The sequence below is a fragment of the Erwinia sp. 9145 genome (assembly GCF_000745075.1).
In the GTDB taxonomy this organism is placed as follows: Bacteria; Pseudomonadota; Gammaproteobacteria; order Enterobacterales; family Enterobacteriaceae; genus Erwinia; species Erwinia oleae.
In genome coordinates, this window is record NZ_JQNE01000001.1 from 2,328,879 (window position 1) to 2,341,718 (window position 12,840).

General features: G+C 55.1%; 12 protein-coding genes. 5 read left to right on the plus strand and 7 right to left on the minus strand.

Features of this window, described 5'->3' with window-relative positions:
- Positions 1-19 precede the first annotated feature (19 nt).
- A complete protein-coding gene (locus FA91_RS11305; RefSeq protein WP_034915788.1) occupies positions 20-1,051 on the plus strand; it encodes a methionine synthase in 1,032 nt (343 codons plus the stop codon).
- Positions 1,052-1,203: 152 nt separating this feature from the next.
- On the opposite strand, the gene FA91_RS11310 is transcribed toward FA91_RS11305, so the two are convergent.
- Together FA91_RS11310 and FA91_RS11315 are read right to left on the minus strand one after the other, a co-directional pair.
- A complete protein-coding gene (locus FA91_RS11310; protein ID WP_034915790.1) occupies positions 1,204-1,761 on the minus strand; it encodes an NUDIX hydrolase in 558 nt (185 codons plus the stop codon).
- A gap of 259 nt (positions 1,762-2,020) precedes the next feature.
- Entirely contained in the window at positions 2,021-2,908 is an 888-nt protein-coding gene (locus FA91_RS11315) for an SDR family oxidoreductase (RefSeq protein WP_034915793.1), read from the minus strand.
- Positions 2,909-3,023: 115 nt separating this feature from the next.
- Between FA91_RS11315 and FA91_RS11320 the strand changes: the two genes are divergently transcribed.
- Positions 3,024-3,929: an AraC family transcriptional regulator gene (locus FA91_RS11320; protein ID WP_034919230.1), complete on the plus strand. Its 906-nt coding sequence runs from the start codon at positions 3,024-3,026 to the stop codon at positions 3,927-3,929.
- Between the two features lie 51 nt (positions 3,930-3,980).
- Here FA91_RS11320 and FA91_RS11325 read toward each other — a convergent pair whose 3' ends face one another.
- From FA91_RS11325 to FA91_RS11345, 5 genes are all read right to left on the minus strand, one after another.
- A complete protein-coding gene (locus tag FA91_RS11325; protein WP_034915797.1) occupies positions 3,981-4,736 on the minus strand; it encodes an SDR family oxidoreductase in 756 nt (251 codons plus the stop codon).
- 318 nt (positions 4,737-5,054) lie between these two features.
- Positions 5,055-5,537: a GNAT family N-acetyltransferase gene (locus FA91_RS11330; RefSeq protein ID WP_034915800.1), complete on the minus strand. Its 483-nt coding sequence runs from the start codon at positions 5,535-5,537 to the stop codon at positions 5,055-5,057.
- Positions 5,538-5,655: 118 nt separating this feature from the next.
- Positions 5,656-6,873, minus strand: a complete 1,218-nt coding sequence (locus FA91_RS11335) for an aminotransferase class I/II-fold pyridoxal phosphate-dependent enzyme (RefSeq protein WP_034915802.1) — start codon at positions 6,871-6,873, stop codon at positions 5,656-5,658.
- 3 nt (positions 6,874-6,876) lie between these two features.
- Positions 6,877-8,199 (minus strand): LLM class flavin-dependent oxidoreductase, encoded by a 1,323-nt coding sequence (locus FA91_RS11340; protein ID WP_034915803.1) that lies wholly within the window; start codon positions 8,197-8,199, stop codon positions 6,877-6,879.
- A gap of 26 nt (positions 8,200-8,225) precedes the next feature.
- Positions 8,226-9,299, minus strand: coding sequence for an iron-containing alcohol dehydrogenase family protein (locus FA91_RS11345; RefSeq protein WP_034919233.1), 1,074 nt, complete (start codon positions 9,297-9,299; stop codon positions 8,226-8,228).
- Positions 9,300-9,576: 277 nt separating this feature from the next.
- Here FA91_RS11345 and purB point away from each other — a divergent pair, with 277 nt between their 5' ends.
- The 3 genes from purB to FA91_RS11360 are packed head-to-tail and all read left to right on the plus strand — an operon-like array spanning position 9,577 to position 12,838.
- Positions 9,577-10,959 (plus strand): adenylosuccinate lyase, encoded by a 1,383-nt coding sequence (gene purB / locus FA91_RS11350; protein WP_034915805.1) that lies wholly within the window; start codon positions 9,577-9,579, stop codon positions 10,957-10,959.
- A complete protein-coding gene (locus FA91_RS11355) occupies positions 10,956-11,510 on the plus strand; it encodes a GNAT family N-acetyltransferase (protein WP_034915806.1) in 555 nt (184 codons plus the stop codon). Before purB ends, FA91_RS11355 begins: the two co-directional genes overlap by 4 nt.
- A complete protein-coding gene (locus tag FA91_RS11360; RefSeq protein ID WP_034915808.1) occupies positions 11,507-12,838 on the plus strand; it encodes an MmgE/PrpD family protein in 1,332 nt (443 codons plus the stop codon). Before FA91_RS11355 ends, FA91_RS11360 begins: the two co-directional genes overlap by 4 nt.
- Positions 12,839-12,840: the final 2 nt, after the last annotated feature.

Genomic DNA, 12,840 nt, shown 5'->3' on the forward strand with positions numbered 1-12,840 from the left:
AAACGTAAGGTCATCAATAATGAAAAAGCTATTACCCACGTCGACTGCTGGCAGTTTACCCAAACCTTCCTGGCTTGCGCAACCTGAGACGCTCTGGTCACCCTGGAAATTGCAGAATGAAGAATTGGTTGAGGGTAAACAAGATGCTCTGCGTCTGTGCCTGGAAGATCAACGTCAGGCAGGTATTGATATTGTCAGTGATGGTGAGCAAACACGCCAGCATTTTGTCACGACGTTTATTGAGCATCTGAGCGGCGTTGATTTTGAGAAACGCCAGACCGTCAAAATTCGCGATCGCTATGATGCGAGTGTACCTACCGTTGTGGGTGAGGTGACTCGTCAAAAACCCGTTTTTGTGGAAGATGCCAAATTTTTACGTCAGCAAACCCGTCAACCCATTAAATGGGCGCTGCCGGGTCCGATGACGATGATTGATACACTCTATGATAGCCATTATAAGAGTCGCGAAAAGCTGGCCTGGGAATTCGCTAAAATTCTTAATCAGGAAGCCCGAGAATTAGAGGCGGCGGGTGTCGATATTATTCAGTTTGATGAACCCGCCTTTAATGTCTTTTTTGATGAGGTGAATGACTGGGGAATTGCTGCTTTAGAAAAAGCCATTGAAGGGCTTAAATGTGAAACAGCCGTACATATTTGCTATGGTTATGGCATTAAAGCCAATACGGACTGGAAAAAGACGCTGGGATCAGAATGGCGACAATATGAAGAAGTTTTTCCTAAGCTACAAACATCTGGTATTGATATAATTTCGTTAGAGTGTCAAAACTCGCGTGTTCCGATGGATCTCATCGAGCTCATTCGGGGTAAAAAAGTGATGGTCGGCGCCATTGATGTGGCAACCAACATCATTGAGACACCAGAGGAAGTGGCTGATACGCTGCGCAAAGCACTTAATTTTGTCGATGCCGACAAGCTTTACCCTTCAACCAACTGTGGCATGGTTCCCTTATCTCGTCGGGTAGCAAGAGGCAAGTTAAGTGCTTTAAGCGCAGGCGCAGAAATTGTGCGAAGAGAAATCCTGTCTGAATAACTCAATACCTGAAGGGAACCCAGTCCGGGTTGAACAATTGGTTCAATTGCCAACGATAAACCGGACTGGGTGATAATGCTCATAACAGCACTCACTGCTGAATTATTCTGACCAGAAGAGCATTAGCCTGTCTGGTTCTGGCATGAAGGTCGTCAGCAAGAGACTTCAGTAATCATATTTTTAGCCATCGCCAACAGGAAAGCGGCTACGGACGTCGCGTCGGTGATTTCACCATCAACTATCAGCCTGGTGAAATCACTGATTTTGATTTTTTTTACCGTCAGGCCATATTCCTCTTCATCCAGCTGTTGTCCGGTGAAGGTGAGCTGCGAGGCAAGGTAAATATGATAGCCCTGTGCTGAATAGCCCTGCGCGAGCTTCTGATAGCCGACATACTCCATTTTTCCGGCGCTCAGACCGGTTTCTTCTTTCAGCTCGCCTGCGGCAACGTCTTCAGGGGCGGCATCGGGGTAACACTCCCAGCTTCCCTGTGGAAGCTCCGTGGTTCTCAGGCCCAGCGGATAACGGTACTGCTCAACCACGCAGATCTCATCCTGATCAACAGGGATGATGACCACAAAATCATTTTTTTCTATAACGGAATAGATCCCTTCGCTGCCATCGGCTCGCTGGATCCGGTCTTCCTTAAGCGACATCCAGCGGTTACGATAAATCTCTTTCGATGCGAGTGTTTTTATTTCCACGCTCACAGTAGCCTCCTTATTTCTTTGCCTGATGATCTGCCACGATGACGTTAACACCTTCGCCCCTGAATAATGCAATTGAGTCAGCCGGCGCATCGCCATCGGTGATGATATCGTTTATTTCACCGGGCGTTGCATAAGAGAAAGGGGAATGTTTCCCCAGCTTCTCTCCCGACATCACACAAACGCTACGCGCGGCCGCTTCCGTCAGCGCCCGCTTAACCTGATTAAATTACTGAATGAATTTTTGCCAATACATGGCAGGCTACCTTAAAAAACTTTGCTCAATATCTTTCAGAAGTCCGTCATGAGAAGGATGCCAGGGGATACGCTGCCGTGTCAGTGCACTTGATGCCCGCATATCCATTTCAGCAAACATTGCTAACCAGCCAAAATGTGCTTTAGCGGCCTCAGATGAAAGGCTCACGAGCGGAATATTCAGGCCGACGCTAATCGCTTTCGCTATGCTGTACAGGGAAATGCCTTCTTCTGCTACTGCATGGTAACGCAGTCCGGCTCGCGGCTTCTCTACCACAAGTCTGTAAAGTCTTGCGACATCAAGGAGATGAGCGGCAGCCCACTGATTCGTTCCTTCAGCAACATAAGCGGAAATGCCTTTATCAGCAGCAAGCTTGATAAGTGCGGTAATAAACCCTTGTTTGATCTCATTATGAACCTGAGGAAGTCGCACAACCGATACATTTACTCCGCTATCCCCTACGCGGGCTGCGGCGATTTCAGTTGACCTGCGCGGATTATGCGTCCTGGGATCATAAAAATCTTCGGTAGCCCGTTTACCTGGTACTGCACACCCCATGCCGACGACGGAGGTAACGATCAGGGGCCGCGACGACCCATGAAGGCCTTGACCGAGCGCTTCAATCGCCTGAGTTTCTTTTTTTGCGGTTTCCTCTAAATTGGAAAAAGAGTGGTCGTAGGCGCAGTGAATGACCGTATCGGCACTTTTCGCGCCATCGATCAGACCCGATAAATTTTCCAGCGCTCCCGGATGGGATTCTGCGCCGATAGTAGTGAGAAGTTGTGCACTTTTATCTGAGCGCGCCAGTCCCGTCACCTGATGGCCCGCCCTAATCAGTTCTGCTGTAATGGCGAAACCGATAAAACCGGTGGCGCCGGTTATAAATATCTTCATTCTTTCTCCTCTTATGAGTTGTCCGGACTTAACTGCTTTTTTGCAGTGTAGGGTAGGAATGTCGGCACGGTCTCTGCTATAAGTATGCCATTCTATGCAGATCGTACGGTTTTCAATGGATCCGCTTTCCGAAGTCCTGTCATTGCTAAAGCTGGAGGGATTTATTTCCGGCGGTTTTTCAATTCCGGCCAGGACCGGTTTCGACTTCAAACAGCATTCTGGTATCAAATGCTATGCCGTCGTTGAGGGCAGTTGTTGGGTCTCGGTTAAGGGGGATGCGCAGCCGATTTTTCTTAACGCTGGTGACTGTGTTTTTCTGCCCTCCGGGGATCCTTTTTGCCTGGCGACAGCCTTATCATGTCCGCATCAGCCTTTTCTTCCACCGGATCCACAAACAGGCGCGAACCTGGTAATGAATGCGCCGCAGGACGGAGCTTTTATTCTTGGTGGTCGTTTCACGTTCAGCAGCAGCTATGCTGATACCCTGCTTCATTCTTTACCGTCGAGGGTGCATATCGCCGAAGGGACTGGCAAAAACATCATGCGCAGTGCCATGGAGTGTCTGCGAGAGGAACTTCATACCTCTCAGCCAGGCGGGGCTCTCATCGCACAGCAACTGGTGCACATTATGCTGGTCCAGGCACTGAGGATATTTCTTCAGCAAGAGGGGGAGGAACGTGTCGGCTGGCTCTTTGCTCTTGCAGATCCACAGTTAAAATCAGCGCTTATCTGTATGCACGCTGATCCTGCCTTTCCATGGACATTGCAGGAACTGGCGAATCGCGTGGGCATGTCACGAACCGTTTTTACCAAGAAATTTAAACGTAAAGTGGGCAACACGCCGATGAAATATCTGGCGAGATGGAGAATGCTGCTGGCCGGCGAACGCCTCAGAAATTCTCAGGATTCGATTACTCAAATCTCATTTTCCGTCGGCTATGATACCGATAGCGCATTTGGTCGGGCTTTTAAAAAAGAGTGGGGATGTTCTCCGCGAGAGCATCGCAAACGGCAGCCATAGAAAACCGCTTTCGCCGCAAAAAGTTATCGGCTTAATATGGCTGGCGGTCACTTATTCTGACGTAACGCGATCGTTAAATGCCTGGTAAAAAGCGGGGTAGTCACCGCGTTCAGCAAAACGCTGCGGCTTAACTTTCTCAACCAGTACTTCGTTTATATCAGGCCGGGCATGGAGGATACTCATCGTTTGGCGTATAAAGTCCGCCAGTGGCAGGGCAGCAGGATTGGTGGCATGCTTTTTACCCATTAACTCTGTTTGCACTAAAGGAGGAATAAGTTCAGTTACCTGTACGCAGGTATCCCGTAACTGATAACGTAAACTCTGGGTCCAGGAGTGAATAGCCGCTTTGGTTGCACAATACGTTGGTGTCAGCGACAACGGTACAAACGCCAGACCGGACGATACCGTCAGGATGGCGGCATGGGGTTGTTGCAGTAAATGTTCGATCAATGCCGCCGTGAGCCGAATGGGCCCTAAAAGGTTGGTGGTAATTTCAGCTTCAGCAACGGAGACATCCCCACTTTTCAGGTTTTCCGGACGCATGATCCCCGCATTATGTAAAACAACATTCAACCCTGGCCAGCGTCTTTTCAACATTGCGGCGCTGGTAACAATTGACGCCTGACTGTCGATATCCATTACGACGGCATGCATGCCAGGATTCGCTGCGACGGTATCATCCAACGCTTCTTTTCGCCGTGAGGCAATAATCACCTCATTGCCTTCGGCATGAAGAGCTTCGGCCAGTGCCCGGCCAATGCCTGAGCCGCCGCCAGTGATCAGAATCGTATTGCCGGTTAATTTCATAATTTCTTCTTTTCAGATAAATGAGCATGGGCTGCTCGCGGGTAATAAGAGAAAGAAGTATAGGAATATGGCGCACGCAATACTCGTCAGAAAGTACGTAAAACTATGCCGATAATAATAAAACTCGCCCAAGACCAGACGCGTAGCAGCCCATGGAAGTACTGTCCCGATCGGATGATGTTGCCAGGCGACCAACTGTGGATAGCAGAAGAAATGTTCCAAACGCGCCTGAGAAACTGCCGTTTTATGATGCCCTCTTACATGAAAAGGGCTTCCCGGAAAAGCGCCTTAAAACTGTCTGAGGCAGGCTTTTTTGTTTTATTCCCCTGCGCCAATTTCCCACGCCATATTGATACCGGTTACCGCAAAACCCGACTTCTGGTAAAGATGAAGAGCAGCATTGTTATCAGGCGCCACACGCAGTTTCACCGATAAAATATTCAACGCCTGAAGCTTTTCAGAAAGTGCCTGCAAGGCTTCACCCCCCAGCTTCTTATTACGCCACTCAGGAAAGATAAAAAAATCCATAATGAAGGCAGAATGGTCACCTGGTGAGACCTGTATCCAGAAATAACCGACATGGCATTTTCCGGTATCATTCTGTGTATGAAAGCTGAAAAGGAGATAGTTTTCTGCCGCCTTTTCGCCGGGAAAAGAAGCGGCGATTAAATCTGCGGCTTTTTGATGCGCCTGCGGCTGCGGCAGGCGGTGGTTTTTTATCAGATCGTTGGTGTACTCATTAATGAAGATCGTAAAATATAAATTACGCTCTTCGTCGAGACATTCAGCTAATGTAACCAAAGCAGGTTCCTTTTGATCGGTTTAATATTAAAAAGGAAGAGACTGGCTTACGTTACCCTTATCAGCAGACAATGAATATTTTCACGTCAACCGCTGCGTCTGACCTGCGACCAGATAATTATTGCCCGTCGCCGGCAACAAGCCGACCGCAGGCCGCTGCGATGCGCCGCCCCGCTTCCTCGACCGTGGCGATGTCGGTGGCGATGGAGAGGCGAAAACAGGGCGACAGACCGTAGGCGCTACCGCCCACCCCCGACACGCCGTTTTCCAGCAGATAATCCAGTACGTCGTCTTCGCATGTCAGGGCATTGCCGTCCGGCCGCCGCCGTCCGATAAGTCCGGCGCAGCGACAGAAAATAAAAAAACCGCCCTGCGGCGTCAGCAGTTCAAGCCCTTCCACAGCAGAAAGTCGCGCCACAAGGGTATCGCGTCTTTGCTGATAAGCCGCCACCTGTGGCTTCAGAAAATCCAGTCCGCCGTTGAAGGCCGCCAGCGCTGCCGCCTGGCTTACCGAGCCGGCACCGGAGCTGATTTGCGACTGAACAACAGTCATGGCGGTTATTAACGTTTTCGGCCCGGCACCATATCCAATGCGCCACCCCGTCATCGCATAGGTTTTGGAAACGCCGCCCACCAGCAGGCTGCGCTCGTGAAAGTCCGCCGCCACGTTGAGCAGATTATGATGCTCGCGCCCGTCAAACAGAATATGTTCATAAAGTTCATCCAGCAGCACTATCACCTGTGGATGCTGCCGTAGCACATCCGCCAGCGCCAGCAGCGCCTGCCGCGAGTAAACGGCGCCGCTCGGATTTCCCGGATGATTCAGCACCAGCCAGCGCGTGCGCGGCGTGATGCTGGCGGCCAGCGCCTCCGGCGTCAACCGATAGCCCTGCTCAAGCGGGCATTCCACCAACACCGGCCTGCCGCCGTTAAAGCGCACGCTGTCAGGGAACGTTGGCCAGTACGGCACCGGCACAATCACCTCGTCGCCTTCATTCAGCGTCGCGGCAAAGGCGTTAAAGATTATCTGTTTGGCGCCGTTGGCGATAATGATGTTCTCTGTTTCAAACGCCAGCTGGTTTTCACGGAGGAGCTTCTGCCGCACCGCCTCACGCAGCGGTTTCGTCCCCGCCGTCGGCGTATATTTGGTTTCGCCCCGGTTCATCGCTTCATACGCGGCCTGCCTGATATGCATGGGCGTATCAAAATCGGGTTCGCCGGTGGTTAAATCCAGAATATCCACCCCGGCCTGTTTCAGACTGACCGTGCGCTGTTTTGCCGCCGCGTTAGCGGAAAGCGAGACGCGCTGTACGCGTTCTGACAAAGAAATAGCCATGGATTACGCCTCCTGCTGCATGTCAGGCGCGGGCAGGCCGAGGTTCTCGCGCAGCGTGCTGAACGCATACTCCTCCCGGAAGAGGCCGCGACGCTGAAGTTCAGGGATCACTAATTCAATAAACAGCGACAGCTGCTCCGGCATCACCGCAGGCATGATATTGAAGCCGTCGGCGCCGCGCTGCTCCAGCCATAACTGGAAGTCATCGGCAATATCCTCCGCCGTCCCGACCAGCACCCGGTGCCCGCGCGATCCGGCTGCAATGGCGGCCAGTTCGCGCAGTGTCAGATTCTCGCGAAACGCCAGCTCGGTCAGCAGCTTCACGCGGCTTTGACCGCCTTCACCTGCGGGTACGTCCGGCACCGGGCCATCAAGCGGAAACTGGCTGAGATCCATCTCAAAGCGTGTGGAAAGCTGGCGAATACCGTTATCAATATCGACCAGCTCATTTAAACGACGCCACGTTTCACGCGCCTCTTCGCGCGTGCGGCCAACAATCGGCATCACGCCGGGGAGGATCAGCAGACGATCGGGGTTTCGCCCTGCGTCAGTGACCTGCTGTTTCTGGCTGCGATAGAAACGCTGCGCATCGTCCAGCGTGGCGGCGGCGGTAAACACCACTTCGGCGGTGGCGGCGGCCAGCTTCTGACCATCGGCAGACGACCCCGCTTCGATAATCACCGGTCGCCCCTGCGGCGAACGCGTGATATTCAGCGGCCCCTGCACCTGAAAGTGCTCACCCTGATGGTTAATCGGCTGAATTTTTTCATTCACGAAATACTGCCCGCTCTCTTTGTCGGGCCGGACCGCGCCCTCCTGCCAGCCTTCCCACAGTTTGAACGTCACCTCAAGAAACTCATGTGCGCGGGCGTAGCGTTGTGCATGCGTGGGAATATCGCTGCGACTGAAATTGCGCGCCACGTCGTCCGAAAACGAGGTGACGACGTTCCAGGCCGCGCGCCCGCGGCTGATGTGATCCAGGGAAGCGAAACTGCGTGCGAGATTGAACGGATCGGTGAAGGTGGTGGAGGCCGTTGCCGCCAGGCCGATATGCCGCGTGTTCACCGCCAGCGCCGACAGCAGCGTCAGCGGCTCCAGTCGTGCCATGGTCGACGGCAGGCGATAGACGCTGGTCGCCAGCGCGTCACCAATGAAAAACAGGTCGAACCGCCCTGCTTCCGCCATTTTGGCAATCCGGATAAGCCAGTCAATATCGGTTGGTGAGCCGAGCTCTTCGGTCAAACGCCAGCCGCTGACGTGATGCCCCAGCGGTTGGACAAAAAGGCCGAGCCGAAGCTGCCGTGGGGAGTCTGTCGTTGTGGACATCGCTATTCCTTTCCAGGTGTTCTGTATCAAAAACCGTGTTCAGTCGCCATCAGCGCGCGTTCAATTTTTTCCGCCGCCAGCGAAAATGGCAGCCGCGCCGCGCCTGATGCCGGAAACTTAACTTCGCGGGCAATGGCAGCCATAGTCGCCGCGCGATCGCCCGACAGCGGTGCGAGCGTCAGCGGCGCATCATACTGGCGCAGCAGCGCCAGCAGCTGTGCGTCGGGCTGGCCGGTTTCGCTTTCCATCAACGACTGCACAAGCAAACCAAAACCGACCTTCTCGCCATGCAGCCAGTCATGCAGTTCTGGCTGATGAGTTAACCGGTTATGAATGGCGTGCGCGACACCCGGCGCAGGCGTGGCGTCGCGCATGCTGTTTGCCATGCCAGCCACCGCGATGTTCGCATCAATGACCTTTATCAGGGCGGGCGTCACTGCATGGCGCTCGTTGTCGCGCACGGCCTCAGCGCCGTATTTTTCAAAAATGTCGACGGCGAGTCGCGCGGCCTGCACCTTCAGATTCAGCGCCAGGCTGTCGTCGCTTTTCTGTTTATAAGGGCGAAACTCGTACCATTTTGCCAGCGCATCGACGATGCCCGCCTTCAGGTAACGAACGTCGTTCTGCGCGATGATTTCGCTGTCCACCAGCACCATCAACGGCATCGTTGAAAGCGGCTGGCTGCGTACATGCCCACCGCGTTCATTATAAATAATGCTCACCGGCGACCAGGCGGCGCAGGTGGCGGCGACGGTTGGCATCGTCACCAGTACGCCGTCGCCCAGTCCGTCAGCGACCGCTTTGGCGCAGTCGAGCGCGCGGCCGCCGCCGATGCCTAAAATAAGCGATGCTCCCTGCTGCTGAACGGCAGCAAGATGTGATGCGATAGCGACATCGGTGCATTCCGTGGTCAGAAAATGGCATTGATAGCGAATATTTTCCGCCTCAAGACTCTCTCTGAGCTGCGGATTGACCGCCTTCCACGCCTGCGGGCTGGTGATAATTGCAACATGACTGGCATGGGCGGAGAGGATCTCCCCCACGCGGGCGCGAAGTCCCGCCTGGTTGAGGTAGTGCTGCGGCGATTTAATGGCAAACACAATATTGGCCTTATTCTTCTGGCGATAATATTCAGCGAAAATAAATTCATTCACCCTGCGGAAAAATTATTTTCCGCCGGACGGACAAGTGAAACAGGTTTTTCGATCGCGATCTTATCGATAATACGTAAATCAACGCTGTCAGCAAGCCGTTGATTACGTTTCCTTATTCTCTTATTCGCAAATAAACAGATGAAATTCAGCTAAAGAAGTAAATCCCTTGCATCCTCCCCTGATGAAGGGAAATGATGAGATGAAATAACGCGATGAGAATATTATGTCATCACATCCCATTGATTATCTTTTGCTGGGCGATAATTTCGGCACGCCAGAAATGCGTGATATCTGGTCAGAGCAAAATCGCCTGACGCGGCAAACAGAAGTGGAAGTGGCGCTGGCGATTACCGAAGGCGAACTTGGGGTTATTCCACGCGCGGCGGCACGGGAGATCGCGGCAAAGGCCGACCCGGGCCGCCTCAATATCCGCGATATCGCCCTGTCCGGCGTAAAAATGAAGCATTCGCTGATGCCGATGATCGCCGCGCTACAGCAGCAGTGCGGTGAAGCGGGCGAGTTTATTCACTACGGCGTCACCACGCAGGATATCGTTGACACTGCCACCGTCCTGCAACTTCGCCAAACGCTGGACGTTATCCGGCGCGACTGCGTGGCCATTGCCGACGCGCTGAAAACGCTGGCCCGGAAGCATCAGCACACGCTGATGGCGGGCCGCACGCACGGAATGCAGGCGCTTCCTGTCACCTTTGGTTTTAAGGCCGCCGTCTGGCTGGATGAGTTTGTGCGGCATCTCGACAGACTGGCGGCGCTGCGCCCTCGCCTGCTCACCGGCAATCTCAGCGGTGCCGTCAGCACCTATGCGGCGCTGGGCGAGATCGGGCCGGAAGTTGAACGCCAGACGCTGACGCGACTGGGTCTGAACACGCCCGCTATCGGCTGGCAGTCGGCGCGCGATCGCTTCTCGGAATATGCCTCGGTGGCGGTGATGATCAGCGGCACGCTGGGCAAAATCGGCAACGAGCTTTATAACCTGATGCGCACCGAGATCGGCGAGGTGGAAGAACCGTTCAGCGCAGGGAAAATCGGCTCCTCCACCATGCCGCACAAGCGCAATCCTGCCGCGCTGGAAGGCCTTGCCAGCCTGACCGCGCCGCTGCTGCACAGCGCCTCGCTGATTTATCATTCAATGCACGTTGAACATGAACGCGACGCGATGAGCTGGCGCGCCGAATGGATCGCGCTGCCTCAGATCTCTGTTTATCTCGCCGCGCAGTTAAAAAACGCCCTTGAAATCCTCTCCGGCCTGACGGTGAATAAAGCGCGCATGCTGGCGAATCTGCAACTGCTGGATGGCCTGTTGCTCTCTGAGAAAGTAATGTTTGAAACGGGAAAACGGCTGGGCAAGCAGACGGCGCATCATCTGGTTTATGAGTGCGCCATGACGGCATATGAGCAGCGGCTGTCATTCCGCGATCTCCTGCTGGCCCACCCGGTACTCGCCGCGCACATTACGCCGGAGGACCTGGATAGCTGGCTTGACCCGGCCAACTATACCGGCTGCGCCTCGCAAAAGGTGGATGAAGCCATCCGCTTTGCCGAACAATCCGGCCATCTCACTCACGTAAAGGAGACTGAACGGTGACGCTGCACTACAAACGTCTCACGGTCGCCGATCGGGAAGAGTATCTGATCCTGATGCAGGCGGCCTATGCGCCCATCCGCGCGCTGGGTATCCATTTTGACGCCGCCAGCGCCGACCTGCAAAAAGTGACGCAACACCTTGAACATCATGCCGTTTACGCCGCGCTCAGCGATCACAGGCTGGCGGCCTCCGTAACGGTGCGTTTTCCCTGGGGGCCGCTACCAGGCCCCTTCGGTCTGCCGCATATCGGCTGGTTTGGCGTCCATCCCGATTTCAAAGGCCAAAACCTTGGCGCCACGCTGCTTGGCTGGCTGGAGCAGGAGGTGCTTCTGGCGGAGCTCAGGGCGCCCGCCGTCTCGCTGGGCACTGCTATCAGCCATCCGTGGCTGCGCGCGATGTATCAGAAGTTGGGCTTTGAAGCGATGCACGAAACCGATCTCGGTAAAGGCCATATCACCCTCTATATGAAAAAAGTGCTCGATGAATCGCTCCATGCACAGTGGCTGGCGCGCAGAACGCCGCCGCCGTTAACGTCAACGGAAAAACAATGACCGTATCTTATTCCTCCTCTCTGGCCCGCTCGCTGGCGGCGGCGATTGTCGGTTCCACGCCCTCCTCCGCCGCGCGGGAAAAAGCACGAGGCGGATTACTGGATTTTCTGGCGGTCACGCTGCCGGTCGTTCGCGGTGACATTGCGGATTCGGGCCTGCGCAGCCTGCGGCAGGTTTATCCGTCCGACGATGCACAGAGCCGCGCGCTGCTGCTCGGCTACGCCGGACACGCGCTCGACTTTGATGATTTTCATCCGGATTTTCGCGGACACCCCACCACCGTGATCGTGCCCGCGCTCCTCGCACTGGCAGCGGAGGACGACAGCGAAAGATTTCTGGATGCCTGTGTGATTGGCGTGGAGACCGCCGGTCGTCTGGGGCTGGCTGCGGGCCCGCAGCATTATGGGCTGGGTTTTCATAATACCGCCACGCTCGGCACGATCGCCGCCGCTGCCGCCTGCGCCCGTCTGGTCAACGCCAGCCCGTCTCAGGTCGCGATGATCATCGGCGTTGCCGCGACGCAGGCCAGCGGGCTTCGCGCGCAGTTTGGTAGCGCGGTGAAACCGCTGCACGCCGGGCTGGCCGCACGCGCTGCCGTTGCCGCCACGCAGCTGGTGCTGGCAGGATTTGAGGGGCAGCCTGACAACGTGCTGGAAGCCTTCCTTCACGCCTTCGGTGGCGGCGGGCAGCAGCCAGAAAAGCTCACGCAGAACTGGGGATCGCCGTGGCGCATCGTGGCGCCAGGTCTGGAGTTTAAACCCTGGCCGACCTGCGGCGGCACTCACGGCGCAATTGATGCAGCAAAGGCGATACGTCACGCCTGGCAGGCGGCGGGAAAAAGCATCGCCATGCTGAACGCGCAGATTGCACACATTGAGGTGTCATTCCCGCCCGGCGGCGATATTGCCGCTTCGGTACGCCAGCCCGTTAACGGTATCGAGGCGCGTTTCAGTCTGGAGTACGTCATTGCTGCCAGCCTCTTGCGCGACACGCTGCGCTTGCAGGATTTTTCTGAAGCGCCGGTCGACCCGGAGCTGGCTGAACTGGCGATGAAGGTGTCACGCTGCCCGGACGCCAGCGCACCGCCGGATGCACTTGACCCCACCGCACGTTTTCATCAGGTTACGCTGTTTCTGCATAATGGGGAGACGCTGCAACAGCGCTTCACCCGTCAGCAAAGCCTGGCGCAGCCGCTGGATCTGACTGAAAAGCTGCGCGGCTGTTTGCCTGCCGCCAGCGAAGCGCAACGCGCTGATATCATTGCGCACAGCCGCCTGGAGACGGCGGAGAGCCTGTCGCAGCTTAGCCGCTGGCTCTTTGCGCGCTGAAG

Coding starts and splice junctions, on each gene's coding strand:
- FA91_RS11340 (WP_034915803.1), bottom strand. CDS start 8,199: ATGTCCACAACGACAGACTCCCCACGGCAGCTTCGGCTCGGCCTTTTT.
- FA91_RS11315 (WP_034915793.1), bottom strand. CDS start 2,908: ATGAAGATATTTATAACCGGCGCCACCGGTTTTATCGGTTTCGCCATT.
- purB (WP_034915805.1), top strand. CDS start 9,577: ATGTCATCACATCCCATTGATTATCTTTTGCTGGGCGATAATTTCGGC.
- FA91_RS11360 (WP_034915808.1), top strand. CDS start 11,507: ATGACCGTATCTTATTCCTCCTCTCTGGCCCGCTCGCTGGCGGCGGCG.
- FA91_RS11320 (WP_034919230.1), top strand. CDS start 3,024: ATGGATCCGCTTTCCGAAGTCCTGTCATTGCTAAAGCTGGAGGGATTT.
- FA91_RS11305 (WP_034915788.1), top strand. CDS start 20: ATGAAAAAGCTATTACCCACGTCGACTGCTGGCAGTTTACCCAAACCT.
- FA91_RS11325 (WP_034915797.1), bottom strand. CDS start 4,736: ATGAAATTAACCGGCAATACGATTCTGATCACTGGCGGCGGCTCAGGC.
- FA91_RS11335 (WP_034915802.1), bottom strand. CDS start 6,873: ATGGCTATTTCTTTGTCAGAACGCGTACAGCGCGTCTCGCTTTCCGCT.